The sequence below is a fragment of the Paucibacter sp. Y2R2-4 genome, from assembly GCF_025717535.1.
Taxonomy (GTDB): Bacteria; Pseudomonadota; Gammaproteobacteria; order Burkholderiales; family Burkholderiaceae_C; genus Paucibacter_A.
Map to the genome: position 1 here is coordinate 96,093 of NZ_JAJIRO010000005.1, position 26,612 is coordinate 122,704.

The 26,612-nt window shown below is 60.3% G+C and carries 26 protein-coding genes; 4 read left to right on the forward strand and 22 right to left on the reverse strand.

Going from position 1 to position 26,612, the window contains the following annotated elements; genetic code table 11:
- Positions 1–2: 2 nt before the first annotated feature.
- The 15 genes from LNV06_RS18840 to fliF form a co-directional block, all read right to left on the reverse strand.
- A complete protein-coding gene (locus LNV06_RS18840) occupies positions 3–2,429 on the reverse strand; it encodes a two-component system response regulator (protein ID WP_263539841.1) in 2,427 nt (808 codons plus the stop codon).
- Positions 2,426–3,865 carry a sensor histidine kinase gene (locus LNV06_RS18845; protein WP_263539842.1) on the reverse strand — a complete coding sequence of 480 codons (1,440 nt, stop codon included), beginning with the start codon at positions 3,863–3,865 and terminating at the stop codon, positions 2,426–2,428. The genes LNV06_RS18840 and LNV06_RS18845 overlap by 4 nt, the downstream gene beginning before the upstream one ends.
- A 1,102-nt stretch (positions 3,866–4,967) precedes the next feature.
- Complete coding sequence (gene fliR / locus LNV06_RS18850) at positions 4,968–5,732, reverse strand: flagellar biosynthetic protein FliR (protein WP_263539843.1); 765 nt, start codon at positions 5,730–5,732, stop codon at positions 4,968–4,970.
- Positions 5,732–6,001, reverse strand: coding sequence for a flagellar biosynthesis protein FliQ (gene fliQ, locus LNV06_RS18855; protein ID WP_263539844.1), 270 nt, complete (start codon positions 5,999–6,001; stop codon positions 5,732–5,734). Before fliQ ends, fliR begins: the two co-directional genes overlap by 1 nt.
- A 28-nt stretch (positions 6,002–6,029) precedes the next feature.
- The gene (gene fliP, locus LNV06_RS18860) at positions 6,030–6,815 is read right to left on the reverse strand and encodes a flagellar type III secretion system pore protein FliP (protein WP_263539845.1); all 786 of its coding nucleotides are present in this window, start codon (positions 6,813–6,815) and stop codon (positions 6,030–6,032) included.
- Positions 6,816–6,846: 31 nt separating this feature from the next.
- On the reverse strand, positions 6,847–7,227 hold the full coding sequence (locus LNV06_RS18865; RefSeq protein ID WP_263539846.1) for a FliO/MopB family protein: 381 nt from the start codon (positions 7,225–7,227) through the stop codon (positions 6,847–6,849).
- A gap of 61 nt (positions 7,228–7,288) precedes the next feature.
- On the reverse strand, positions 7,289–7,726 hold the full coding sequence (gene fliN / locus LNV06_RS18870) for a flagellar motor switch protein FliN (protein WP_263539847.1): 438 nt from the start codon (positions 7,724–7,726) through the stop codon (positions 7,289–7,291).
- On the reverse strand, positions 7,716–8,720 hold the full coding sequence (fliM, locus tag LNV06_RS18875) for a flagellar motor switch protein FliM (RefSeq protein WP_263539848.1): 1,005 nt from the start codon (positions 8,718–8,720) through the stop codon (positions 7,716–7,718). The genes fliN and fliM overlap by 11 nt, the downstream gene beginning before the upstream one ends.
- Before the next feature lie 31 nt (positions 8,721–8,751).
- Complete coding sequence (locus LNV06_RS18880; protein WP_263539849.1) at positions 8,752–9,357, reverse strand: flagellar basal body-associated FliL family protein; 606 nt, start codon at positions 9,355–9,357, stop codon at positions 8,752–8,754.
- 221 nt (positions 9,358–9,578) lie between these two features.
- On the reverse strand, positions 9,579–11,045 hold the full coding sequence (locus LNV06_RS18885; RefSeq protein WP_263539850.1) for a flagellar hook-length control protein FliK: 1,467 nt from the start codon (positions 11,043–11,045) through the stop codon (positions 9,579–9,581).
- Between the two features lie 60 nt (positions 11,046–11,105).
- A complete protein-coding gene (gene fliJ, locus LNV06_RS18890; RefSeq protein WP_263539851.1) occupies positions 11,106–11,576 on the reverse strand; it encodes a flagellar export protein FliJ in 471 nt (156 codons plus the stop codon).
- Positions 11,577–11,641: 65 nt separating this feature from the next.
- Complete coding sequence (gene fliI, locus LNV06_RS18895) at positions 11,642–13,090, reverse strand: flagellar protein export ATPase FliI (RefSeq protein WP_263540244.1); 1,449 nt, start codon at positions 13,088–13,090, stop codon at positions 11,642–11,644.
- 32 nt (positions 13,091–13,122) lie between these two features.
- Positions 13,123–13,929 (reverse strand): FliH/SctL family protein, encoded by an 807-nt coding sequence (locus LNV06_RS18900; protein ID WP_263539852.1) that lies wholly within the window; start codon positions 13,927–13,929, stop codon positions 13,123–13,125.
- A gap of 18 nt (positions 13,930–13,947) precedes the next feature.
- Entirely contained in the window at positions 13,948–14,943 is a 996-nt protein-coding gene (gene fliG / locus LNV06_RS18905) for a flagellar motor switch protein FliG (protein ID WP_263539853.1), read from the reverse strand.
- A gap of 36 nt (positions 14,944–14,979) precedes the next feature.
- Positions 14,980–16,665 (reverse strand): flagellar basal-body MS-ring/collar protein FliF, encoded by a 1,686-nt coding sequence (gene fliF, locus LNV06_RS18910; RefSeq protein ID WP_263539854.1) that lies wholly within the window; start codon positions 16,663–16,665, stop codon positions 14,980–14,982.
- A 241-nt stretch (positions 16,666–16,906) separates the two neighbouring features.
- On the opposite strand from fliF, the gene fliE reads away from it, so the two are divergent.
- Positions 16,907–17,230, forward strand: coding sequence for a flagellar hook-basal body complex protein FliE (gene fliE / locus LNV06_RS18915; RefSeq protein ID WP_263539855.1), 324 nt, complete (start codon positions 16,907–16,909; stop codon positions 17,228–17,230).
- A gap of 73 nt (positions 17,231–17,303) precedes the next feature.
- On the opposite strand, the gene LNV06_RS18920 is transcribed toward fliE, so the two are convergent.
- The 7 genes from LNV06_RS18920 to LNV06_RS18950 form a co-directional block, all read right to left on the reverse strand.
- Positions 17,304–18,107, reverse strand: a complete 804-nt coding sequence (locus tag LNV06_RS18920) for a flagellar brake protein (RefSeq protein ID WP_263539856.1) — start codon at positions 18,105–18,107, stop codon at positions 17,304–17,306.
- A gap of 49 nt (positions 18,108–18,156) precedes the next feature.
- Positions 18,157–18,456 carry a flagellar protein FliT gene (locus LNV06_RS18925; protein ID WP_263539857.1) on the reverse strand — a complete coding sequence of 100 codons (300 nt, stop codon included), beginning with the start codon at positions 18,454–18,456 and terminating at the stop codon, positions 18,157–18,159.
- 62 nt (positions 18,457–18,518) lie between these two features.
- Entirely contained in the window at positions 18,519–18,950 is a 432-nt protein-coding gene (gene fliS / locus LNV06_RS18930; RefSeq protein WP_263539858.1) for a flagellar export chaperone FliS, read from the reverse strand.
- 298 nt (positions 18,951–19,248) lie between these two features.
- On the reverse strand, positions 19,249–20,706 hold the full coding sequence (gene fliD / locus LNV06_RS18935; RefSeq protein ID WP_263539859.1) for a flagellar filament capping protein FliD: 1,458 nt from the start codon (positions 20,704–20,706) through the stop codon (positions 19,249–19,251).
- Positions 20,707–20,813: 107 nt separating this feature from the next.
- Complete coding sequence (locus tag LNV06_RS18940) at positions 20,814–21,659, reverse strand: flagellin N-terminal helical domain-containing protein (protein WP_263539860.1); 846 nt, start codon at positions 21,657–21,659, stop codon at positions 20,814–20,816.
- A 354-nt stretch (positions 21,660–22,013) separates the two neighbouring features.
- Positions 22,014–22,859 (reverse strand): flagellin N-terminal helical domain-containing protein, encoded by an 846-nt coding sequence (locus LNV06_RS18945; RefSeq protein ID WP_263539861.1) that lies wholly within the window; start codon positions 22,857–22,859, stop codon positions 22,014–22,016.
- A 395-nt stretch (positions 22,860–23,254) separates the two neighbouring features.
- Entirely contained in the window at positions 23,255–24,094 is an 840-nt protein-coding gene (locus tag LNV06_RS18950) for a flagellin N-terminal helical domain-containing protein (protein WP_263539862.1), read from the reverse strand.
- Between the two features lie 774 nt (positions 24,095–24,868).
- On the opposite strand from LNV06_RS18950, the gene LNV06_RS18955 reads away from it, so the two are divergent.
- From LNV06_RS18955 to flhC, 3 genes are all read left to right on the forward strand, one after another.
- The gene (locus LNV06_RS18955) at positions 24,869–25,357 is read left to right on the forward strand and encodes a tetratricopeptide repeat protein (RefSeq protein WP_263539863.1); all 489 of its coding nucleotides are present in this window, start codon (positions 24,869–24,871) and stop codon (positions 25,355–25,357) included.
- Between the two features lie 349 nt (positions 25,358–25,706).
- Positions 25,707–26,030, forward strand: coding sequence for a flagellar transcriptional regulator FlhD (flhD, locus tag LNV06_RS18960; RefSeq protein WP_263539864.1), 324 nt, complete (start codon positions 25,707–25,709; stop codon positions 26,028–26,030).
- A 42-nt stretch (positions 26,031–26,072) separates the two neighbouring features.
- Positions 26,073–26,609 carry a flagellar transcriptional regulator FlhC gene (gene flhC, locus LNV06_RS18965; RefSeq protein WP_263539865.1) on the forward strand — a complete coding sequence of 179 codons (537 nt, stop codon included), beginning with the start codon at positions 26,073–26,075 and terminating at the stop codon, positions 26,607–26,609.
- Positions 26,610–26,612: the final 3 nt, after the last annotated feature.

Consider the following 26,612-nt stretch of genomic DNA (forward strand, 5'->3'; position numbering starts at 1 on the left):
CTCTAGCGAGAGCCGAGCCAAGCTAAAAAGTCTGGCGCGCTCATGGCCCGTCCATACAACCATCCTTGTGCTTCTTGCACGCCAATTTGCGTAAGGCAATCCTGTTGCGGACGGTCTTCCACACCTTCTGCGATGAGTTCTAGGCCCAACGCATCCGCCATCGCGGCAATGGCGCGCACGATGGCCTGATCCGACGGATTTCCCACCACATCGCGCACGAAGGCACGGTCCACTTTGAGCCGGTGCAAGGGCAGTAGCTTGAGCATGGACAGAGAAGAGTACCCCGTACCGAAGTCATCCAATGCAATCTTCACCCCGAGCTCGGCAATGCGGCCGAGCCGATGCTCCACATGGGGTACACGTTGCAGCGCAGTTTCTGTCACTTCGATTTCGAGGTCTTTGGGATCCATGCCCGTCGCCTTGAGTTCACGCACCAAGTCCTCGGCAAACTGGTCGTCCTGCAATTGCAGGGCCGACACGTTCACCGCAAGTCGCCCCTGCACGAACCCGTCGCGCTGCCACTGTGTCCAGGTGATCAGGGCTTGTCGTAGTACCCAACGACCCAACGGTTGAATCAGCCCACACTCTTCCGCTACGGGAATGAATCGATCTGGGCCAATCGATCCCAACTTCCCTGAGTGCCAACGAAGCAGTGCTTCAGCGCCGACTAAGGAAAGACCGTCAATGCTCACCTGTGGTTGCCAATGAACGGACAGCTCTCCATTCTCCATCGCCAGCAATAGGCCTTGTTCAATCGCCAAGCGCTCATTGGCCACTTCTGCCATTTTGGGATGGTAGCGAGCGTAGCGATTGCGGCCTGCTTCTTTGGCAGCGTACATAGCGATATCGGCCGCCCGAAGCAAAGCGTCAGGTGTGGAGCCGTCGCTCGGGTGAAATGCGATGCCGATGCTGGCTGACACCTGTACTGACGAGCCTGCTGCGAGATCAAATGGCTGCCGCACCACTTCCAACAAGCGCTTCGCCATGACGTTCACATCCGAGTCTCGCCCGGATCGAATCAGCATCAAGAACTCATCGCCGCCCAATCTGATTGCTTGATCGCCAAGCCGCAGCACGCGGCGAAATCGATCGGCTATGGCGATCAGCAGGGCATCACCCTTGTCGTGACCCAAGCTGTCGTTGATAACCTTGAACCCGTCCAAGTCCAGGAACATCAATGCAACAGTGTTGTCGCCTGATTGGGGTGGAGGCAATGCACTCAGGAGGTCGCGCAGTTGGTTGCGATTGCCAAGCCCTGTCAGTGGATCGTGATACGCCAAATGCTGAATCCTATTTTCTGCATCCCTCAATGCAGAAATGTCGGTGAAGGTCAGGACGCGGTTCGTGATTGAGCCCGAATCGTCACGAACTGGTGCCACATGTTCCCACGCTGGAAAAGTGCTTCCGTCGTGACGCAAGCACACCACCTCGGCATGCCCGAGAACATCAACAGGGGTGGTATCCAACAGTTCGCGGTCGCTCCCGCGGCGCGCGTGCAAAAATTCGTTCGGATGACGCCCTCGAATGTCTGCCGTAGGCCAACCCGTCAGCTTGACAAACGCCGGATTGGCCGTCATGACTCGCCCTTGCGTATCCAGTATCAAGATGGCGTCGGCAGCCGACTCGAACACAACAGTGGCCTGCCGTGCAGACTCCTCTTGCTCTATCTGCCGCGTGACGTCGCGACAGATGCCGACCACCGCGAATTCGTTGGCAACATAGCTCGCATGCACCTCTAACCAACGGTCGGGAAGTTCGGTACCTGGTGAGCGCCAACGCGCAACGATGTGAAGGTCACCGCCGTGGTCTAGCAAACGCTGCACTTTGGCTTGGGCGTCTTCGCTGAGATGCAAGAGGAACTCCCCCACGGGAATACGCAGGCCTCGCACTGAGCCGTCGGCAACAGGTGGGAAGTGCCCATCGATCTCAACTAGGTCCACACCGTCATTCAGGGTGAGCACGCCCATCTTCGCTGCATCCAAGGCAAGCCTCAGGCGCCTCTCGGCCTGAATGCGTGCGCGAGAGGCCCGCACGCGGGCCAAGGCCATTTGAACCGTGGCATTGAGCTCACGTTGCCTGACAGGCTTAACCAAATAGCCATAGGGGGCGACTTGTTCAGCCCGGCGCAAGATATCGCTGTCCGCATAGGCGGTAAGGAAGACGATGGGAACGTCAGCGAAGCGGGCGATCTCTTGGGCGGCCAGAATGCCGTCGCCGCCTTTTCCCAGGTTGATGTCCATTAGGATCAGATCGGGCCGGTAAGACATGGTCAGAACCACGGCCTCGTCCTGTGTGGATGCTGTTCCGACCACGTGGAATCCCAGTGATTCCAAGGTCAACTTCATGTCCAGGGCTACGATGCGCTCGTCTTCCACGACAAGTAAGGTGGTTGCCGTGGTGTGGGCAAAGGTAGCGGATGTCGTGTTCATAGTGGCGTGGATTCAGGTGGCAGTTGCAGCGTGAAGACGGCACCTGCCTGACCCGCTACCGGCCAGTGCATCGTCGCCTGTAGCTGCTCGGTAAGCAGAGTAACCAGACGCAGGCCCAAACTAGCGCCGCTATTCAACTCAAAGCCTACAGGCATACCCAAACCGGTGTCGGCCACCGCGATAACAATGCAGTGCCCCTGCCTCCCGGCACGCACCGCCACAGCGCCTAGACCGTCCGTCCCAAACCCATGTTTCAGCGCGTTAATTAGCAGTTCATTAACCACCAGCGCAACCGGCACCGCTTGATTGAGGTCAATACTCAACCCCGAGTCAGGTGCCTCCACGTTGAGACTGACGCGGCGCAGGATTTCCCCGTGTACGTCGCGCAGGCTTGCGACCAGCCGCCGCAAGTAGGGTCCCAGTTGCAGAGAGGAGAAGTCGTTGCGCTCGTACAGCAGTTGGTGGGTGAGCGCCATAGCCATGACGCGGTTCTGGCTGTCCTGCAAAGCCTGCTGGGCCTCTGGCGCAGCGCCGCGAGCCTGCAGGTTCAATAGGCTCGCAATGATTTGCAAGTTGTTCTTGACCCGGTGATGCACCTCCTGCAACAACACCGTGCGCTCCTTGAGCGCTGACTCAGTTCGCACCTGTGCGGCCTGTCGAGCGGAGATGTCGATGGCTGACGGGATTAAATGGGTTATGCGGTCATAGTCGTCCCGCATCGGGACCAGCATGAAGTCGAGTGCCATGCGGGTGTCTCCCGCCATGCGCGCTGTCACATCCTCGCGCACCACCTCACCCTGAGCGGCGCGGACGCAGGCCTGGTGCATCCAGTCTTGACTTTCGACCGAATAGTTCCACCAGTAGGTGTCCCAAAAAGGGCGCCCGATGACGTCTTTCGCATCAACACCAGCCGCTTCCAGCGGTGCCTTGTTGGCTTCTATCAAAGTACCGTCAGGCGTCATCACGCCGACGAAGGCAAACAAGCTGTCCAACACGCGCCGCAGTTGCTTTTCACTGTTGGCCAATGCCTGTTGCGCCCGCAACTCGGCGGTCAGATTTACTGCTTGAACGTATACGCCCCCTATGGTTCCATCCGGGAGCTGTATTGGCAGGTAGCTGGCTTCCCATTCATTGAATTCCCCGGGAGAGTTGGGCATTTCCACGCTGACCCGGAATTGTGCGTGCCGCGCACCAGCATCCAAGACGCTTCGCAGCAGAGGTGCCAGCGTTGAAAAGGCTTCGGGCAGGATGTCTTCTACAGTGCGGCCCAAGTGCTCCTCAATCGAGCGCCCATTGAACGCGGCCAGCGTTTGGTTGATGAAAACGTAGCGAAGTCCGCGGTCCAACACTGCCTTGCCAACAGGTGAATCCGCGCCGAATATGGTTTGCAACGTTGAAAACCAAAGCGGATCCTTCTCATCGACGGAAGAATTCATTACGTCCCCCCCAATCGTTATGTTTTCATCGTCTCACGAACCAAGGTGGCCGTAAAGAGCAGGTGGTCGGAGGTGGACTGCCCCTGGTCAGCTGGATAGCCAACCCTATTCAGAAATGGTGCAGTCAGATCGCTCATGACCGACGCTCGATACACGATCTAGCCGCAGTGTCCCAACGCTTAACCGACCGCGGCGCCAACGCCAGTCAAGCGGACGCCAGCAAGGCCCATGGCTTCGCTATTCTCATGGTCCTTGTTGGTGCCCTGCGCACCTGCGGTGCTCCGGAGTCGCTTACCTTCGCGTTGAACGACTGCAGTCGGGTGATGCACCGCACGCTGGGAACTTCAGCTTTTTGGTCATCAGCACCCTAACGGCGTTATGGCGCAAATGTCCGTTATGGGCACGGAGTTGACCGCCGCCAGAACGTTCGCCATTTAAGCCAACCGGCCCTGATGCCATTTCGCAGCTTGTGAAAGCTGTCGCTGGATCGGCCGGCGCCTCATGCCCTGATGGTCTCGCGTCGCAGATTTTCCGATCGGCAGCTTCTGGGGGTGCAGCAGACATTCGTCCACCGAAAAGCTAAATGGCCGGTTTTGACCGCTGCGGTTGTTGGATCGCCAAAATCGATCGACTGCTGCCAGCCTAGAGTTAGCTATGAAGGCTAGCTAGCGCACTCTGCCGGAGTACCAGTGGTCTGCACCGCATAGCGGACCGGCTGCTTAGAAAGCTCAGGCTTTGTTCAAGACACGCAGACAGCGTGCTCAAGTTGGGTTGTGCATTTGCCTGGGCAGTCATCGGTGACGCCCGACGAAGGCCGGTCCCTGCCCTTGCTGCGCAGGGGGGCGTGGTTGGGATGCACGAGGGTCCTGAAGTACCTCACTTGCGCTACTGCTCGTTCGCTAGATCGATATGTACAGATGAGATCCTGAAATGTCCATAATGACGAAGATCGACGCGACACATTGATCACGCTAAGCTATTGATTTATAGGCAGTATGATGTGTCCATAGCAAGCTAGCCTGCGAATGAAGCGCCGACTTAAACGTCGTACGGGTTCAAGTCCCGTCCTGGGCACCAAATCTTGGTTGAAGAAGCGGCCTAATCAGGTGAAGGCTGCCAGCATCCGCTCCAGCACCACCATAAACGGCGTTTGCATCAGCGGCAATGTGGCCACCATGCCAATCAGCCCAATGCTGACGGTCAGCGGGAAGCCGACCGAGAACACATTGATTTGCGGCGCGACGCGCGAAATCACCCCCAGCACCATATTCACGAAAAGCAGCATGGTGATCAGCGGCAGCGCGATCCACAAGCCCATGCGGAAGATCTCGGCGCCCCATGTTTGCGGCTGCGCCACGCGCAGAAAGCGAAAGGGCTCGTCGCCTATCGGGAACACGTGAAAGCTCTGGATCAAGGCATTGATCAGCAGCAAATGGCCGTTGATGGCGATGAATAGAAAGGCCACCATGCTGCCAAAGAAACGCGCGCTGGCGGTGCCCTGGCTGCCCGTCGCGGGATCGAAGAAGCCGGCATAGTTCAGGCCCATTTGCAGGCCGATCAACTCACCGGCGAATTCCAGCGAAGCAAAGACGAGGCGCACCGCGAAGCCCATGGACAGGCCGATCAGCAACTGCTGCGCCAAAAGCAAGAGCAAGGTCGGCAGGGAGTCCAACGGCGTGAGCGGCATGGGGGGCAGCGAGGGCTGTGCCGCCAGCGAGATGAACATGGCCAAGCCCACCCGCACCCGCATCGGCACATTGCGTTGGCTGAAGACCGGCATGCCACCAAAGAGCGCCAAGGTGCGCACAAAAGGCCACAGCAAGGGGTTCAGCCATGCCAGCAGTTGTGCTTCTGTGAAAGAGATCATCAGCCGACGATTTGCGGAATCGTCATCAAGGTGCGTCGGATGTAGTCCACCAAGGTGCTGACCATCCAGGGACCGGTGAGCGACAACACCAGCACGGCCGCCACCACTTTGGGAACAAAGCTCAGCGTCGATTCATTGATCTGCGTGGCGGCCTGAAACACGCTGACCAGCACGCCGACCAACAAGACCGTGAGCAGAATCGGCGCCGACACCAGCATCAGCACATAGAGGCCTTGTTGGCCGAAGGTAAAAACTTGTTGAGCATCCATGCTTGCGACTCCTTGCGGCGGCCTGATCTCAGGTGACGAAGCTGGCTGCCAGAGAGCCGAGCAATAAATTCCAGCCATCGGCCAGGACGAACAGCATCAGCTTGAAGGGCAGGGCCACCAGCACCGGTGACAACATCATCATGCCCAAGCTCATCAAGATGCTGCTGACAATCATGTCGATGACCAAAAAGGGAATGAAGATCAGAAACGCGATCTGGAAGGCGCTCTTCAACTCGCTGGTCACAAAGGCGGGCACCAAGACCTTGAAGGGCACATCCTCGGCCTTGACGTTGTTGTCGAGTTTCGCCAACTTGGCGAACAGGGCCACATCGGCCTGCCGCGTTTGTTTCAACATAAAGCCGCGCATCGGCGGCTCGGCGCGTTTGATGGCTTCGTCAAAGGCGATCTGACCGGCGCTATACGGCTGCCAGGCCTCGGTGTAGACCTTGTCCAGAGTTGGGCTCATGACAAAGAAAGTCAGGAACAGCGAGAGGCCGACGATCACCTGATTGGGCGGCGCGGCCTGCGTGCCCAGCGCTTGGCGCATCAGGGACAAGACGATGACGATGCGGGTGAAGCCGGTCATCATCAGCAGCACCGCCGGCAGGAAGCCGAGCGCGGTAAAGAACAGCAGGGTTTGAATCGGCACAGAGAAGCTGCCGCCGCTGGCGCCTTGGCCGACCAGCAAGGGCAAGGTAGCCGGCGGTGTGTTTTGCGCCCAAGCTGAGGCCGAAGCGACTGTAAGCAGCAACAGGCCTAAGAGTGCGGTCAATACCTGCGCTAGACCCTGGCGCTTGGGCAAGCGTTTGGACATTGAAGCATGTGCCGATAGCGTCGCAACAAGGTCAAACCGCACCTTGATCTCCCGACGAGTTGGACGTCGCAGCGGGCGTGCCGCGCAAGCGGGCACTTAGCATCTGCGCGAAAGGCATGGCGGCCTGGCCGAACTCGGGGACTTCACCCTGAGGTGGCATGACATGCAGGGTGCTGATCTGTTGGCCACTGACGCCCAGCACCAGCCAGCGCTTGTCTTCTCCTTGGCCCACCTCAACGGTCACGATGCGCTGTGTGGGCGCAATCGACAATTGAGCGATTAAGCGCATGGCGCCGGCGCCGCTGGCGCTCCCCGAGCCGCCCAAGGGCGTGCGTTTGAGCAGCCAAAGCACCAAGGGGATCAGGCACAGAATGGCCAGGAACCAGAGAATGGGCAGAAGAGGGGAGTTCATCGTGGCGATTGTCCGCCATCGCGCAGCTCGGTGTCAGGTCTTGCTGCGTCGATTTTGAACGTCAGGCTTTGGAGAGGCGGCGCATGCGCTCGGATGGGGTGACGATGTCAGTCAAGCGAATACCGAACTTGTCATTCACCACCACCACCTCACCCTGGGCGATCAGGTAGCCGTTCACCAACACATCCATCGGCTCGCCCGCCAGAGCGTCCAGTTCCACCACCGAGCCTTGCGCCAGTTGCAAGATGTTCTTGATGGGAATGCGGGTGCGGCCTAACTCCACCGTCAGCTGGACGGGGATGTCCAGAATCATATTGATATCGCCGCCCGGCATATTGCTGGGCGTGGGCGAGAAATTGGCGAAGCTGGCCGGCGCGACCTGTTCGGCGGGCGCCTGGAATTCTTCGGCGACCTCGGCAGGCTTGCTCTCGGCCAGGGCGGCAGCCCATTCAGCCGCCATTGCGTCTTGTTCTTCGGAGGAGGGGGTATCAGGTGACATTGCGAGCTCCCAGCCAACCCTGGTCGGGGCTGGTCAGCATTTGTTCAACTTTGATGGCGTACTTGCCGTTAGAGGTGCCGTAATGGCAGTCGTAAACAGGTACGCCGTCGATCTTGGCCTTGATCAAGGCCTCCAGGTCCAGCTCAATAAAGTCGCCTGGTTTGAAGGCCAGTAATTGCTCAACGGTCGCCGGCGCGGTGCCGAGCTCGGCCACCAACTCCACCTTGGCGTCTTGGATCTGGTGCTTGAGCAGATTGACCCAGCGGCGGTCCGGCTCGGTAGAGTCACCCACCGTGGTCGAGTACAGAACGTCACGAATCGGCTCCAGCGTTGCATACGGAATGCAGAAGTAAACCGTGCCACTCGTTTCGCCAATTTCCAGAGTGAAGGAGGTCGAGACCACGATTTCGCTGGGCGTCGCGATATTGGCGAACTGCGGCTGCATTTCCGAGCGTTGGAATTCCAGCTCCAGCGGATAAATGCCTTTCCAGGCCTTGTGATACTCGGCGGTGATCACCTCCACCAAGCGCAAGATCACGCGTTGCTCGGTGGCTGAGAAGTCACGACCTTCAATGCGCGCATGGAACTTGCCGATGCCGCCAAACAGTGAGTCGATGACCGCGAACACCAGGGTGGGGTCGCAGACGATCAGGCCCGAGCCGCGCAGCGGTTTGACCGACACGATGTTGAAGTTGGTTGGCACCACGATCTCGCGCAAGAAGGCGCTGTACTTCTGCACCTTGATGCCACCGATGGCGACTTCTGGGCTCTTGCGGATGAAATTGAACAAGCCGACGCGGATATTGCGCGCAAAGCGTTCGTTGATGATTTCCATCGTGGGCATGCGCCCACGAACAATGCGTTCCTGGCTGGCCAGGTTGTAGTCGCGTATGCCGCCAACCTGTTCCTCTTCGGCGTCGAGCTTTTGGCTCTCGCCGGTGATGCCTTGCAGCAGGGCATCAACTTCGTCTTGGGAGAGGATTTGCTGATTCATGGCGAATCACCGATGTGCTTGAACAGCGGGCTCACTGGACGATGAAGGTGGAGAACAAGACGTTGCTGACCGGGCTGACCACCGCAGGCTTCTTTTTCTTCTTCTTTTTCTTTTTCGATGTCTCTTCGGCTGGCGGCTCTTCTTCCTCGTCTTCCAGTTCAATGCCCATGGGCCGGACCGACTCGCGCATGATTTCCCGCGCCAGCTTTTCCTTGCCTTCCTTGGTCAGTAACTCGGTCGAGGTCTTGTAGGACAAGACCATCAGCACATTGCTGCGGATCGCCGGCAAATAGGCCTTGATTTGGTCAGCGGTTTTGGGGTCGCCCACTTCGAGGGTGACGCCGATTTGCGCGAAGCGATCTACTTCTTTATCCGCCAGATTGACAGTGAAGGGGTCCAACGGCACATAGGTCGGCGGTGTGCCAGGTTTGGCCGGCGCATGGGCGGGCGCGGCCTCGTGCGTGGGTGCATCGCCTTCTTCTTCGCCCTCGGCAGGGTGCTTTTTCTTCATCATCATCAGGGCTGCGCCGCCCCCAACCAGGACCAGCAACAAGACGGCCGCAATGATGATGATGAGCTTCTTCTTGCCGCCGCCCTTGGGGGCCTCGGCCGCTGCTGCTGCAGGTGCTGCTGACATTCGGACTCCTGTGATCTTCTACGGCCCGGGCGGCGCCGGCGCCTCACTGTGGAGCGTCGGTCGCTGACCCTGAAAAGCCAAGCTGAGCTCGATTATTCACGTTTGGCCGCTCATTCAAGGCAGGAAAAGCAGGGCGCTCGCTTGGCTATTTGCCTCTGCTTTGATGACTCGCGGCAGGTACCTTGCTCCGATTAGGTCCTCGGCCCTGCCTAAGGCTTGCTTCAGGCGTACATATCCAGTACGCCTCGGCTCACTCGCGTGCTTTGAGCCGGGGTGGCAGCAAGGCTGGGCTGGCGTTCGGATTCCTGCGCACTGCCGCGGGCGATTCGGCCCTCTTGAGTTCGGCCTTGTTGGGCCTGGCCTTGGTCTTGTGGCTGCTGGAAGACGCCGCCGCCGCTCAGCGTTAGGCCTGACTCGCGCAGTGCTGCGGCCAAATCAGGCAGGCTCTGCTCCAAGACTTGCCGGGTATCGGATTGCTCGGCGTGGAATGAGATCTGCGCCTGCTGGCCATCCACGACGATGCTCACGGCCACAGGCCCCATTTCAGCGGGGTTCAGATGCAGCTGCGCCTCTTGCACGCCGTCGGCGGCCAATACGCTCAGGCGAGCGGCCATTTCGGGCGCAAAAGCCGTGTCGTAGAGGCTTGCACTCATCATGACTTGAGGCTTCTCAGTCGTGCCGCTGCCGCTTGGCTTTTCCATCGAGGACGTGCCGGTGGCGGCCACGTTGGCCGCCAGCAGTTTGTCAAACGATGCGCCTTCCGGCCGAGAGGCATTCGCTTCATTGCGACTGAACATTGCGCTGCTCCCGCTCGTGGGAGTGAACTCTGTCGCAGCGCTTTGCGCTTTGCTGTCGGCGCTCACGGGGCCGGCGGTCTTGCTGTCGTTGCGTTGATCGGCTTTGGTCTGCGCGCGCAAGGCCTGGGCGCCGACGCCTGTTGCGTTGGCATTGCCCTTGGCGGGCGTGCCGAGGTCTTCGCTGTCGGCCTCGCTCAGGGCTTGTGCGCTGAGCTTCGCATCGGTCTTGTCTGTGGCTAGCAAGCCAGCGGCGGCCAAGTCGGTGCTGCGCTCACCGACCGACTTGTCGCTCGCCGTCGATGGGTCAAGGCCGGCCGTGGCTTCGCTGGGTAGTTGAGTACCAGGGCCGCCGCCGCGGATGCCGGGTTGATCCGACATATCACTCAAGCGGATGTCGTTCGCCGCTTGTTCGGTCTCGTCCAGCCGGGCGTCGTCGGCTTTCCCTGCTTTATCCGCTCTATCCGCTTTTGGGGCTTGACCATCGGCCTTGTTGCCGGCCAAGGCCAGCTTGGCTGCTGCCTTGTTTTCTAGGCGTTGCGCTTCATTCCGAGGCTGGGGTCGTGCGCCGGTGTAGGGCTTTGCTCCTTCAGCCGGCTTGGGGGCGTTCTCCGCGGCTGTGGGTGGCGCCACAGGCGGTTGCGGGGCCGGCGCGGGCCCTGGATAGGGGCGCTGAGGCAATTGAGCGCTGAGCGTGGGCGGCTGCGAAGAAGCGCTTGAGCTGCGCTGATTCTGCGCGGCGTCATAGCTCTTGAGCATCTGCGAAAAAGTCTCGGCCGGCGCCTCTCCGGGCTTGGGCAAGGGCACCAAGCCGTTGCTGGGGCGGTCGGCGCGGGCGATGGGCTTGAATCGACCGGGTGAAGTTGACAGGGGGCTGCTGGTGTCGGTGCTCATGATCAATTCCTTCCTGCGTCAGGGGATGTCGGCGCTGGGCGGCGAGGCGCGGTTTGGCTTTTAGGCCGACAAACGCATGAAGGGATTGAAGGCCGCCAGCGAAGCACGCGCGGCTTGCTCGTCGGTGGCTTTTTGCTCTTGGCGTTGGCCGGCGCGGCGCAACTCCAGCTGGCGGCGCTCCAGCAGTTTGGAGATAGAAGCGACGCGCATTTCCAGCGCTTTCAGTGCTTCACGGGCGCGTTCCACGCGCTGCTCGGCAAACTCGGTGACTTGAGTTTGGCTGCTGATGGCCTGGTCCAGACGGCCACCAAAGTTTTGGTAGCAAACCACGATGTCCATCGTGCCTTGGCGGGCGAACTGTTGGCTCCAGCGCTGTTGGTAGTCGCTGCGGTACTGCGCCAAGTCACCATGTTGAGCGCGGGCTTGCTCGGCACGGGCTTGCGCCTCTTGCAGTTGCTTCAGCCCTTCGTCGCGTTCACTTTCGGCGCGTTCCAGCAAGATGCTGAGGACTTGCAGATTGCTTGAGTTCATGTGGCGCTCTCCGTCTCTCGTTCAGGTGCGAGGTCGTGGTCCGACCCCTGGTGTATCGGCAGAAATCAGGCGTCCTTGATGACGGCTGACAGTTGTTTGAGGCAATCACCCAAATGCGCCGCCTTGTGCATGTCTTGTTGCAAAAGGCGGGTGATGTCAGGGTGCAGGCGCACGGCCAGGTCCAACTCGGCATCGTGGCCAGGGGCGTAAGCGCCCAGTTGGATCAGATCGCGGGCTTTGTTGTACTTAGCGAGCAGTTGGCGGCAGCGGCGTGCGGCATCGATGTGGCCCTGGTCCGCCACATTGGTCATGACCCGGCTGATCGAACGCTCGATGTCGATGGCGGGGTAGTGGCCGGCTTCGGCCAGTTCGCGGCTCAGCACGATGTGGCCGTCCAAAATGCCGCGGGCCGCGTCGGCGATCGGGTCTTGTTGGTCATCACCTTCGCTGAGCACGGTGTAGAAAGCCGTGATAGAGCCTTCGCCGGGCAAACCGTTGCCGCTGCGCTCCACCAGCTGCGGCAGCTTGGCAAAGCAGCTGGGCGGATAGCCTTTGGTGGCCGGCGGCTCGCCGATCGCCAAAGCGATCTCGCGCTGGGCCATGGCGTAGCGGGTCAGCGAGTCCATCAGCAGCAGCACATGCAGGCCTTGGTCGCGGAAGTTCTCGGCAATCGCCGTGGCGTAGTGGGCGCCTTGCATGCGCACCAGCGGCGGCGCATCGGCCGGGGCGGCCACGACGACCGAGCGCTGCAGGCCGTCTTCGCCCAGGATGTCTTCGATGAATTCCTTCACTTCACGGCCGCGTTCGCCGATCAGGCCGACCACGATCACGTCTGCCTGGGTGTAGCGGGCCATCATGCCCAGCAGCACCGATTTGCCGACGCCCGTGCCGGCGAACAGACCCAGGCGCTGGCCGCGGCCCACGGTCAACATGGCATTGATGGCGCGCACGCCGGTGTCCAGCGGGGTGCGAACTGGGTCGCGGTCCATGGCGTTGATGGGGCGGCGCACCATCGGTTCGTCTTGCGTCATTTGCAGCGGACCACGGCGGTCCAGCGGGTGGCCATGGGAGTCCACCACGCGGCCGAGCAGGCCGGCGCCCATGGGCAGGTGCAGACCGCGGTCTTCGCCACGGCGCCAGGGGTGCAAAGGAACGCCCAGTTGCGGCGCCATCAAGGGCAGGGCGCGCGGCAGCACCATGGCGCCGCTGGACAAGCCTTGAATCTCATCGGTCGGCATCAGGTAGGCGCGGTCGCCCGAGAAGCCCACCACCTCGGCATTGACCGGGCGCTGGCCGCGCTGCGGATTGCTGCTGGAGCTGGGCATATGAATTTCGCAGACCGAACCGACCGGCACCTTGACGCCGGTGGCTTCCAACACCAGGCCGGCTACGCGCACCAACTTGCCTTGCGACTCCAGCGGTACGGCGCTGCCGGCGAAGGACTGCAGGTCTTGCAGGTACTGCTGCCAGCGGCCAGCGCGGCTGCTCAGCTCGGCCGCCTGAGGCTTGGCCATATCGTCCATGGCGTCGAAGTCATGCAGGTCCATCACAGCAGCTCCCCGTCAGCCGCATCGGCGGCGCGCTCGTTCGAGCCGGCGCCGCGACGGTCTTCCCACAGCGAGGCTTGGCCCATGGCGGCAGCGGCTTGTTGCCAACGGGTGGCCAGGCTGGCGTCGACGCTGCTGATGTCGGAGTCGACCTTGCAGCCGCCGCGCGGCACTTCAGGGTCGGGCAGCACTTGCGCCTCACGAGCGCGCATTTCTTCGCCGGCGCCGTCCATCACCAGCGGATAGTCGGCCGGGTTGACGCGCACTCGCACATGGCGGGCCGACAGCTGCAAGGCCTCAACGGCGTCATGCGCCACGCGGGCAATGTGTTCGGGGCGTTGGCTGATTTCGCTGCGCACCACTTGACGGGCTAGCTCCACCGCGCAACGCGCCAGGGCTTGAGCCATTTCGTCTTCCATGGCGCGGAAGTCGGCATCAAAGCTGCGCACCAAGCCGCCGATTTGGGCGCTCATTTGCTGGGCGAAGCTTTGCTTGAAGGCATCCAGCGCGGCCATGCCGTCGCGGTAGCCATCTTGGTAGCCGGACTGGCGCGCGGCGTGCAGCAACTCTTGTTGGCTGGGTTCGGGTTCGGGCGCGGGTGTCGGTGCCACTGGTGCGGCTGCCGGGGGGGCGGGGGCGCTGATAGGTGGGCGCTTGGCATTGCTGGCGCCGGAAAAGGCGTCCGGGCTCCAGGCGGCAAAGCCTTGCAGCTCCTCGCGCGGAATAAAGCGGGCATAGCTGCCGCGGCGTTCTTCGCCATCGCGGCGTTCGGGCGGCGGCACTTGGCGGGGGGCGCGAGGGGTCATGATGCTGTCCACTTAAGCTCAGACGAACTGGTCGTCGCCGCCACCGGCCATGACAATCGTGCCTTCGTCGACCAGACGGCGCACGATCTTGAGCATTTCCTTTTGCTCGCTCTCCACTTCGGAGAGGCGCACCGGGCCGCGCGATTCCAAGTCTTCGCGCAGCGTTTCGGCCGCACGGCTGGACATATTGCGCAGGATCTTTTCGCGCAGATCGGCGCTGGCGCCCTTGAGGGCCACCACCAGCGATTCGCTCTGAACTTCCTTGAGCACGGCCTGGATGCCCTTGTCGTCGATCTTGTCCAGATCGTCGAAGGTGAACATGTTGTCCATGATCTTTTGGGCCAGCTCGGCGTCGGCCTCGCGGATGTAGTCCAGCACCGAAGCCTCGACGCTGGAGCCCAACATATTGATGATTTCGGCCGCGGTCTTGACGCCGCCCAGCGAGGACTTGCGCATGCGCTCGCCGCCGGCCAGCACCTGGCTCATGACTTCGTTCAGGTCCTTCAGCGCCATTGGCTGGATGCCGTCCAGCGTGGCGATACGCACCAGCACTTCATTGCGCTGACGCTCGGTGAAGACGCGCAGCACCGAGCTGGTTTGGTCAAAGTCCAGATGCGCCAGGATGGCGGCAATGATCTGTGGGTGCTCGTTGCGCAGCAGCTCGGCCACCGAGGCGGCGTCCATCCACTTCAGGCTTTCGATCGAGGACACATCGCTGCCTTGCAGGATGCGGTCCAGCAGCAGATTGGCTTTGTCCTCGCCCAGGGCCTTGCGCAGCACTTGACGCACATATTCGTCGGTGTCGGACACCAGGGTGCTCTGGGTCTCGGCCACTTTGTCGAAACGAGTCAGCACTTGCTCGACCTTTTCGCGGCCGACCACCTTCAGCTTGGCAATGGTCTCGCCCAGCTTTTGTACTTCTTTTGGCGCCAAATGCTTGAACACCTCGGAGGCTTCTTCCTCGCCGAGGGACATCAGCAAAATGGCTGCGTCTTCTACACCTTTGTCGTCCATGATCTTGTGCGGTAGGAGTTGGGTGTGGGCGGGGGATCAGTCGGTCTCGCCGGCAATCCAGTTGCGCATGATGTTGGCCACGGCAATCGGGTTGTCCTTGGCCAGTTGGCGGGCGCGCTCCAACTTGTCGTTCACGGCTGGGGCTTCCAGGGCGGGCAGACCGCCTGGGCCCAAGACCACGGGCAACTCGTTCTCGTCGTCGACCACGGCATTGAGTTCGTTCTTCTCTTCGGGCGGCGCGGGCGGCGGGTAGGCGGCGCGGATGGCCGGGCGCACCATGCCAAAGACCGCGATCAAGGCCACTGCCACCAGAGCCAGGGGCACCACCGAAGCGCGCAGCATGTCGAGCACAAAGGGTTGCTTCCACAGCGGCACATCGACCGGTGTTGACTTGTCCACCATGAAAGGCGCGCTGATGAGCTTGAGCGAATCGCCGCGTTCTTGGTTGAAGCCCATGGCCTCTTTCACCAGGGCGGTCAATTTGTCCAACTCTTCTTGCGAAACGGGGGCGGTGTTGGTCTTGCCCTTGGCGTCGGTGGTGCTGCGGTGGTTCAGCACCACGGCGGCGTTGAGGCGGCGCACATTGCCGGTAGCATTGCGGGTCACTCGCACCGTCTTGTCGAGCTCGAAATTGGTCACCGCTTCACGGCGGCTACTGGTGCTGGCGCCGCCGGCACCCGCGGCTTGCAGTGGGGCGGCTTGGCCGGTGATGGGAGCCGTGGCAGGGGCGGGCGGCTGGTTGCCGGCCGCGCCCGGCACGCCGGTGGGCATGGCGGGGTTGCCGTTGGTGGATTCGTTGGTCTGCGAGCTGCGCACCGAGACTTGCGCGTTCTGGCCTTGGTTAGGCTTGAACTCTTCGGCGGTGGACTCGACTTGCGAGAAGTCCACATCGGCCGTCACCGTGGAGCGCAGGTTCTCGCGGCCCACCACCGGCTCCAACAGTTCATAAATGCGCTTGTTGAAGTTCGCTTCGATCTGCTGCTTGTATTGAAGCTGCTGGCTGTCCAGACCGGTGCCGTTGTCGTTCGACTGGCTGGAGAGCAGGGCGCCTGATTGATCCAAGACGCTGACGGCCTTGGGCGCCAGATCCGGCACGCTGGCCGACACCAGGTGAACGATGCCGGCGATCTGTGCGCGGTCCAGGCTGCGGCCGCCGCGCAGGGTCAACATCACCGAAGCGCTGGGCTTTTGCTGCTCACGGAAGAACCCGTTTTGCTGCGGCATGGCCAGGTGCACCCGCGCATCGGCCACGTCGGCCAGGGCGGTTATGGTGCGGGTCAGCTCGCCTTCCAGGCCACGCTGGAAGTTCAGTCGTTCATTGAACTGGGTTTGGCCGATGGAAGTCTTGTCCATCAACTCGAAACCGACGGTGCTGCCTTTGGGCAAGCCGGCCGAAGCCAGCTTCATGCGCACGTCGTAGACCTGATTGGCAGGCACAAGAATGGTGCCGCCGGCCTCGTGGCGATAAGGCACATTCAGCGTGGTCAGCTGGCTGATGACGGCGCCGCCGTCTTTGTCCGACAAGCCGGTGAAAACGGGGCGGAAGTCGCCTTGATTGCTCCACAGCGTGATCGCGAGCACAGCGCCGGCCAACATGGTCAGGCCCAGGCCCATCATCACCTTGCTGCGCGTGGGCATGGCGGCCAGGCGGGCGCCAAAGCCTTCGCCGCTGCTAGGGGCCAGCGGAAGGGGCGTGACGGCGGGGCTGATGGCGTTGTCCATGGGGCGTCGGCTGAGAGGGCGTGAAGGTGTGGGCAGGAAGAACCGGATGAGAGCTAAATCACGGTTGGCCTGCGGAGCTTTCCGATGTGATGAATTATTCGGATTTGCCCCCTCAAGAAAGCGGCGAACAAGCCGAGGAAGGGGTCGCAGTTCGCGCCTTCAAATCGTGAACAAATGCCTAGGATTCATCCCATCGTCCCAGCGGCCTTCTTGCCCTGCTGATGACGCCCACGGAGTTGTGATGGACCTGAAGCTAAAACCGTTTGATTTCGCCCAAGCCGCCGCTCGCGCCGGCCTGGGTGTCAATGGTCAGCCCCTGGCCAAGACTCGAGAGGTGGGCGGGGCGAGCTTTGGTGACGCGATGGCGCAGGCCATGAAAAGCGTCACCGCCTCTCAAAACGAGGCGTCACGCTTGCAGCGCGAGGTGCAGTTGGACAACCCCACCGTCAGCCTGGAAGAAACCATGGTGGCGATGCAAAAAGCCCAGCTGGGCTTTCAAGCCACGCTGCAGGTGCGCAACCGGCTGGTTTCGGCCTATTCCGAAATCATGAATATGCAGGTTTGAGCCTGCAGCCCTAGGGCTAAGCCTCGGTTTGCGGCTCGACTTTCAGGCATTCCTGAGGGGCGGAGAGCCTCGCTCAAGGCTTCTTCTTGCTCAACATGCGCGCCAGTTTTTGAGTCAGGTCGATGAATCGCTGCAGTCGCAGCTGTGAGTCGGTGCTGAGATTCACAAAGAGCAGGCCGAGCTGACTGCCGGCGCCGGCTTCGGCGCTGGGCCGGGCCGATTGCAAGCGCAGGCCGGTGCTGAAGCGGGTTTCCCGGTCCAACTCAATTTGGACGCTGGTCCATTCAAAGCCAGGCGGAAAGGCCGCCACTTCAGGCGGCAGCAGCAGGGCCACGCCCCCCAAGCTCAGGTCCAAGATCCGCAGTCGCAACGCCTGGTCCGGCGCCGCAGGATCGCTCAGCTTGACATGGGGCGTGCGCGTGTTGGGCCGAACTCGGAACGCTTGGCGACGCTGAAAGCGGTACATCTGACTCGGCCAAGGCGCGCGCAGCTCGCTGTCCTTGTCTTTGCCGCTCACCAGCATCAGTCCGTCCAGGTCGAATTGCAGGCGGACTTGGTCCAGATAGGCCACGGCGGTCACTTCTTGGCCGTTCGGCAGGGCCTGCAAAGCGCCGTCGCCGTTCTCCTTGAGCAAGGGGGTAAAGCTCTCAAAAGCCAGGGTCGAGGCTTTTTCATCGACGGCCACCAAACGCGCGCCAAGACCGAGGCCGCTGGGGCTTCGCAGATCGATGCGGCAGGCTTGGGCTTGCAGAATGCGCAAATAGGCCAGGATCTCGGCCTGGGTTTGAATGCGAAATTCGCTCGGTTCGATCGGGCTTTCAGCCGGATCGGACGGAGCGAACTTGGGGGAGGGGGCGGTGGGGCGAGGGCTGCTCATGCGCGCGGCTGGGCTGCCAGCGGCCGAGCCGCCGGCGGCCGGCTGCCTCTCAGTGGAGGGTTTTGCTCTTGCCAGTCAGGACCTGATCCAGATCGTCCAGCCACGGCTCGGCCAGATGACGGATCTCAGCGTCATTGAGCAAGATGCGCTGCATGATGCGCGTCTTCAGTTTGTTCTCATCGGGGGCCAACTTCTCGCTGGCGGCTGCGTGCTTGAGCTGAGAAATCAGCAGCACGCAAGCGCCTTCGAGCTTGACGACCTCGTCCCAATTGCCGGTGCGGGCGGCGCACAGCATATCGGCGCTGGCTTGCTCAATGGCTTCGTAATAGCTCAGGAGTTGGGTATTCATCGCGAGTTCCGCTGGAGACTTGAAAGGTGGGTGATGTGTTTTCTTGGTTCTGAGCCAAGTGTTCAGGCAGCGCGCTGCACTTCGGGGGCTTGGGCAATGGCGGCCCAGGCTTCCCGTACGGGGGTCAGGATGCGCTGGCATTCTTCGATCGCTGCCGCATCGCCATGCAAATTGGCGCGCGTCAGACGCATGCAGAGATAGGCATACAGCTCGTTCAGATCCGTGGCCAGCGAACCGGCCTGCATATTCAGGCTGGCCTTCAGGCCTTCATCAAGAATTCGTACAGCACGGCTCAGCGAACGGTTCTTCAACTCGGTATTGCCTGTTTCGATGGCACTGCGTGCCTGATTCATCGCGTCAAACACGCCGTCAAACAGCATGCTGACCAGGCGGTGAGGGCTGGCGGCTTGGACATCGGTTTCAAGTCCCACCTTGCGGTACATCGAGGCCCGTTGGGTGCGCGATGCAAAAGGGGACGCTGAGTTGCCGTACATAGAGTTCTTTCGATGTGGAGCCTTGTTGTTTTAGTTTTCGACCTCTGCCCGGCAAACTTGAGTGATGCGCGCGAGGGGCGAACAGCTCTTTCACGTCGTATTTGCAAGTGTTTGTGACGGGTGTGATTTCTGCCCGCTGATCTTTGCAGCGAGTTGCGGGCGGACCCATGAAACAGCTCAGTGCGAGGACGGCCAGCCTCGGTTCCCTCCTCAGGCTTAGCTTCGAACATCAATGAAAAACGGCCTCCAAGGAGGCCGTTTTTCGGTATTTCGCGCTTATTGCGCATGCAGAGCTGTGCTACTTGACCAGGTTTTTCATCTGCTGAGTCACGTAGGTCGATAAGCCGTTGAGCTGGCCCATCTGCACGTCCAGGGCGGTGTAGCGATCACGCAGGCGCTTCTCGGTCAGGCTGACCTTGGTTTCGAGTCGGTCAGAGGCTTTGCCGTTGTCGTCGATGCTCTTCTTCAAGCCTGCCTGACGATTGGTCAATCGGCCATCTGCTCCCAAGACCTGGTCAGCAAAGCTGCGCAGTTGCTGGGCCAGGCCATTGTTGCTGCTGTTGGCGCTGTCGGTGCCCATGAACATTTGCTTCAGATTGCTGAGGTCGCCTAAGGCCGCGTCGAGTTTGGTGGCGTTGAGTTTGAGCGTGCCATCAGCACTGGGATCCAAACCGATGTCAGACAGGCGGCTGAACTTGCCGCCCAAAGTGGTGGTGCCCGCAGCGACCACGCGCATTTGGAAATTGACGCTGACCACGGTTGTTTCGCCTTGCAGAGGACCGGCTGTTTTATTGCCTGCGTCGTACTTGGTTTGATCTCGCATCAAAGTGGCCACCGAGTTGTAGGCGGTCATGAAGTCGTTGATGGTTTTCTTGATGGCCTCTTTGTCTGCGCCAATCGCAAGTGTGACTTCGCTGCTGGTGGTCTTCTGCAAACCAATCGTCAGCCCCTCGATGGAGTCCTTCAAAGTATTGGTCGGCGAATCGATCTTCAAACCATTCAATAAGACATCGGCGTTGTTGGCCGATTGGTCTTTTTTCATGATGGCCAGGTCGCCACCCGGGTCATAGGCCAAGGAGGACAGGCCATCGTTGTCAACGACGCCATCCGCATCCAAGACGCTGATCTTGAAGCCATTGCTCTCGCCGGTTTCGGTTGAACGCATTACCAAACGGGAGCCACTGTTGTCGGTCACGATGGAGGCTTGCACACCGGCACCGGCCGCATTGATCTTGTCGCGAATCTGACTTAGCGAGTTGGCACCATCGGTGATGTCGATGGACACAACCGAAGTTCCCGGCTTGGGAGTGAAGGTCGGCAGGCCCGGAGGGTCGCCCGGAGCAGGGGCCGGAGCGTCGGTCCACTTGCCGAGATCGATGGTGATGCGACCTTGCCCAATGGGGCCGGTGCTGGGAAGTACTTTGCTGGACAGCGATTGAACCGAAGCCAAACGGTTGACCTGCACTGAAATGTTGCCGGCTGGCGCACCAGCGCCTGTGTTCACCGTGACCGCTGTGGCGTCACTGGACGTTCCTAAATTGGCGCCCCATGTGTTCACCGAGGTCAGTTTGGCCGCGGCATCGCGCATGGCCGAAAGTGCGGCTTGCACCTTGCCATACGAGGACAGCTGGGTTTGCAGTTTGTCGGTACGGGTTTTGAGCTGATTGATGGGGGTGCGCTCGACGGCGACCAACTTACCAATCAACGACTCAATATCGAGCCCACTGCCAATTCCAGCTGACGTGATGCTAGGCATGAGAAAGCTCCAAAGCACGCTGAACGTGCAAAAGACCGATAGGCAAAAGCTCTATCGGCCAAATGATTGAGTAACTTGAGGGTGCAAAGACACCTCTCACAAAGAACTTAGCCCTTGAGCAAGGACAGAACCTGCTGCGGCAACTGGTTGGCCTGCGCCACCATTGCATTGCCGGCCTGCTGAAGAATTTGAGTGCGGCTGAGGTTGGATGTTTCCGCGGCGTAGTCCGCATCCATGATGCGGCTGCGGGCCGCGCTTTGATTCTCGACCGACACCTGCAAATTGGAGATCACCGCTTCAAAGCGGTTTTGCGAGGCACCCAGCGTTGCTCGCTGGCTGCTGATGGTGTTGAGCGCAATGTCGATGTTGTCGATCACCACCTTCAGGTCAGCCGTGGTCGACGCATTGGTAATGGCTGAGCCAGTCACCGCAGTCACGGTCGCGTCTTGCGTCAGGTCGGAGGTGGTCACCGTGATGGTGTCTTCCGCGCCGGTGTTGGGGCCGACTTGGAACTCCTGCGGCAAGGTGGCATCGGCGCCAAGGATCTTCTTGCCGTTAAAGGTGGTGCCGGCCAGCACCCGCGTGATTTCATTGGCGAGTTCGCCGTACTCCTTGCCGATCGAGTCCAAGTCGGTGGTGGTGTTGGTCGCATTGCGAGACTGCACCGACAACTCACGCATCCGCTGCAAGGTATCGCCAACTTTGGCCAATGCGCCTTCAGCCGTTTGCGCCAGCGAGATGCCGTCATTCGCGTTTCGGATCGCCACGTTCATGCCGCGGACTTGCGCATGCATACGTTCCGCAATTGCGAGACCGGCCGCATCGTCCTTGGCGGAGTTGACACGCATACCCGAGGACAGACGCTGCATCGACACCGCCAGGGAGCCTTGCGACATATTGAGATTGCGCTGCGCATTCAGCGAGGCAATATTGGTGTTAATGGTCTGGGGCATTTGAGCACTCCTACTTGTTCCGCTAACTTCCGGTCGAGCCGGCGTCTTAATGCAGCTACTGCCCCTGGGGCTTCGCAGCTACTTAACCGCCCGGCCTTTTCAAGACAACTGCCATGTCTGGCCGTCACTTGCTCCGAACGTCGGGCTTGTCATGTGATTCAACCCGATGAACAAATTCTCTGAGTGCTTGAGCTTTTCAAAAGCTCGAATAGCGGGCAAAACAACGCGCATAAAAAAGCTCCGCGCCCGACCAGGGGACGGGGCGCGGAGCGCGAGGAAACTCTGATGAGAGTCGCAGCGCCAGGGCTGCGAAGGGTCAGGTCTTGCGTCCTGACCCGGTTGGCGTTCAGCTAATTAGCCGCCGCGCAACAGCGACAAGACCTGCTGCGGCATCTGGTTGGCCTGCGACACCATCGCCGTGCCAGCTTGCTGCAGAATCTGCGCTCGGCTCAAGTTGGCGGTTTCCGAAGCGTAGTCCGCATCCATGATGCGGCTGCGAGCGGCACTTTGGTTTTCCACTGACACCTGCAGATTGGAAATCACCGCTTCAAAGCGATTCTGCGCCGCGCCCAAAGTGGCACGAGTAGAGCTGACCGTATTGATCGCGGAATCAATGTTATCGATTGTGGTCTTGAGGTCGGCGGTCGTTTTCGTGTTGTCGATCACATCGCCGGTCACCGCGGTGATGGTGGCTTCCGTGGTCATATTGGTGGTCGTCACCGTGACCGAGTCATTGACCGTCGTGTTGGCGCCAATCTGGAACTCTTGAGCACCCGCCGCACCTGCCAGCACGGCCTTTCCGTTGAAAGTGGTGCCGGCCAGAACGCGTTGGATTTCAGCGCCGAGTTCGGTGAATTCTTTGCCGATTGAATCCAGGTCGGTGGTGGTGTTGGTGGCGTTGCGGGCCTGAACACCCAGCTCACGCATGCGTTGCAAGGCGTCGCCCACTTTCGACAATGCACCTTCAGCGGTTTGCGCCAATGAGATGCCGTCATTGGCATTGCGGACCGCGACGTTCATGCCGCGAACCTGAGCTTGCATACGTTCTGCAATTGCCAGGCCGGCGGCATCGTCTTTGGAGGAATTGACGCGCATGCCGGAAGACAGGCGCTGCATCGATGTCGCCAACGAAAGCTGTGTATTTGAAGCGTTACGTTGAGCGTTCAGGGAAGCAATGTTGGTATTGATGATGGAGGGCATTTTCAATCCTTTCGGTGTCTATGACTTGCCGGAAACCCGGTCTCACGGTTCGATAACTCAGCTGCTTGAGGAGGCAGCTTTGCCAGCAGTTGGTCAGACGAATCTGTGCCTTCTGCACCGTCCGCGTCCTGCCGCTGCACTGGGGCGAAATGCCCTGTGTACACGGCCGGCTGACCGGACCACGTAGTCCATTCACTTCCTCGGACCCGTTGGTTTAGTTATCGGAGACACATTGGATTGACTTGAATTCTTTCTTAGTAAAAAGACGCCGCCGAAGCACTAAAAAATAGCTAAAGAATTTCAATCGGCGGCGTCAAGGGGCTTGTGCTGGAGGGGTGAGACTTTCCGTTCCTGCGACGACGGGGTTACTCAGGGCCAGCGTTGCTGGCCCGGGGTCATCGAAGAAGCGACAGGACTTGCTGAGGCATTTGATTGGCTTGTGCAATCATGGCCGTGCCTGCTTGCTGCAAGATCTGCGAGCGACTCAGGTTGGCGGTTTCCGTCGCGTAATCCGCATCCAAAATGCGGCTGCGGGATGCGCTCTGGTTTTCCACCGACACCATCAAGTTAGAGATCACCGCTTCAAAGCGATTTTGCGAAGCACCCAGCGTAGCTCGGTTGGAGCTGACTGTGTTGATCGCCTTATCAATATTGTCGATGGTGGTCTTCAGGTCCGCGGCGGTCTTGGTGTTGTCGATGACGTCATCGGTCACCGCCTTGACGTCGGCATCGCCAGTCAGATCGGTGGTCGTCACCGTGACCGTATCGTTGGCGGTCGTGTTGGCGCCAATTTGGAACACCTTCGCTCCTGCGCCGCCGCCGAGGATGGCGGTGCCGTTGAAGGTCGTGCCGCCCAGAACCCGTTGAATTTCCGAACCCAGTTCTTTGAATTCCTTACCGATGGAGTCCAAGTCTTGGGTGGTGTTGGTGGCATTGCGGGCCTGCACGCCCAACTCACGCATACGCTGTAGCGAATCGGCGACCTTGCCGAGTGCGCCTTCAGCCGTTTGCGCCAGCGAAATGCCGTCATTGGCGTTGCGCACCGCCACGTTCATGCCGCGCACCTGGGCGCTCATGCGTTCAGCGATGGCCAGGCCGGCGGCGTCGTCCTTGGCGGAGTTGACACGCAAACCTGAAGACAGGCGTTGCATGGAAATCGACAGGGAGTTTTGCGAGGTCGCAACATTGCGTTGCGCATTCAGAGAGGCAATATTGGAATTAATGATTGCGGGCATGATGTGCTCCTGTTTCAGCTACAAAAGTTCCCGGCTAAGCGCCGACGTGATTCGGACGTTCAAAGTGAACATCCGGGATACGGGCCTGAAGTCTTACGACCCAAACCCGCCTCGCCCGGCGCCAGTTAACCGTTGCAGCCCCGCACCTCAAGATTGGGGTGCTCAACTAGCGGCCTCCTTACCGGACCACGTGTTCCGTTTCCAGAACCCGTTGAGAGTGGTATCGGACAACGCCAAGTAGAACTTAAGCGCTGTTTGTCAAGAGGCTTGATCTGTTGATAAGCGCCGGGGTTTTGGCTCTGTTCCTGATTTCGCTGAAGGTGCTCATTTTTTGAGCAGTGCGGTCGGGATGCTGGCCTGGCGGCGCTGGGGGCTGAGGGTACTGGCTCGGGCGATATCCTTTTTCCGAAACTGATGTGTTTGGCTGAAACAGCAGCGCATTTGCTTTTGCGCTGAGGGAGAGCTGTCAGGAGGAGCATCCTGTTCATGCGCTCTGACTTGTTTTCGGCAGCAAAGCTCAGGCAGAGCTTTTGAGAAAAGGCGGCTAGCGGGCGCTATTCCTTCGATTGAAGTGGTCCGTCGATCCTAAAGTTAGGGCCATTGCTGTCGAGTCGTGTGCGCATCGCGCGCTTCCTGATCAGCAAGCGTCCAGGCCTGGTTCGGCGATAAACGGACCGACGCCGATAGAACTGATCTTGAAAGACCCGCTCGGTGAAGCGCTGCCCGAATTGCAGCGCGCTGAGCGATGACCGAAGCTCAAACCCGGAGAATCTCATGCAAGCAATGTCGCAATCCAGTTCGAAAAAGGGCAAGCGCTCCGCTCAGGCCGCTGTATTGCCGCCCAAAGAAAGTGGCATCAGCGAAGAGGCCGCATTTTTGCTAGCTCGCGCCCGCAATATGGCTTTTGCTGAAGCGGCCCAAGGTCGCATCGGCAATGGGCTGTGCTTGTTGCAAGACGCTCTGGAAACAGAGCCCATGGCGCATGACTTGCTTAGCGACATGGCTGCCTTGCTGCTCAGCGCCGGCGAACTGACCCATGCCGAGGCTTATGCCCGCAAAGCTTTGGACATTTCGCCTGAGCATGGTGCCAGTCTCTACACCCTGGCTTTTTCTCAGTCGGGCCAGCAGTCGCCAGAAAAGGCGCGCGAGACCCTGCGCCATTTGCTGCAAGGCGATGCGCTGCGCAGTCTCATGCAAGAAGCGCCCGACCTGCTGCCGGTGGCCATGACCGAGTTGTCGCGCTTGGACGGTTTGCTGGGCTGAGGCCCGAGGCCAACAGCTGCGGCTCAGGTGTCGAGCCGCGCTGCGTTGGCCAATATGTTCAGTGCCAAGACTTTTTTCTTGGCGCCGGTGATCTCACCGGGTTTACCGCACAGACCCGTGCCTGACACGCGAAGTGTTGCGCAGCCCCTGAAGCAGCCGCACTAGACGGCCCTCTGCCTGGGAAGGCAGAGTTAAACAGGGGCAGGGTTGTAGGAATTTGCCTGACAGGGGTGAGAGACAAACAAGGACTCAAGGCCTGGATTTGGGCTGATGTTCCGGGCCTGTTTGGATCTTCACAATTCGTTCCAAGTTGTTACGAATCGTGAAGTCCAAAACCTGGAGCCGCCAAATGAACGCAGACCAAATCCTCGCCGAAATCCGTGAAGCCAATCTGTCTTACCTGATGCTGGCGCAGAACCTGATCCGCGCTGACCGTGAGCAGGCGCTGTATCGCCTGGGCATCTCCGAAGACACCGCCACGCTGATCGCCACACTGAGCCCCGCTCAGCTGATGAAGATTGCCTCCGGCAACACGCTGCTGTGCCGCTTCCGCATGGACGACGATCTGGTCTGGGGTTTGCTGACCAGCCACGGCAAGTCGGCCGCCAACGACGGCGTGTCCCGCCTGCATGCTTCTATCTTGATGGCCGGCCGCCACCAAGAAGCCGCCTGATTCCAGACCTTCCCCGAACCTCTTTCTGACCGAGACCCCATCATGCGCAACAAGAGCATCGTGACCGAAGCCCGCCAAATCGAACGTGCGGTGACCCTGATCAACCTGGGCGCGCGCCTGCAGGTGCTGGAGTCGGAAACCGATATGTCTTACGAGCGTTTGCTGCGCCTGTACAAGGAAGTCTCGGGCAAGAGCCCCAGCAAGGGCCAGCTGCCGTTCTCGACCGACTGGTTCATGACTTGGCAGCCCAATATTCACGCCTCGCTGTTCTTGAATGTGCATGAGTACCTGAACAAGGTCTCGGAGCTGGACGAGATTGATGCGGTCATCAAGGCCTACCAGCTCTACCAAGAGCAGACGCAAGCCCAGGGCCTGGAAGCGATGTTGTCCATCACTCGCGCCTGGCGCCTGGTGAAGTTCATCGACAACGGCATGCTGACGATGACCAAGTGCTCGGACTGCGGCGGCCACTTTGTGACGCATCCGCACGAGATTGCGCGCCACTTTGTCTGCGGCATGTGCAACCCGCCGGCCCGCGCTGGCAAGGGCCGCGCCCAGGGTTCGATTCAGATGCACTGAAGC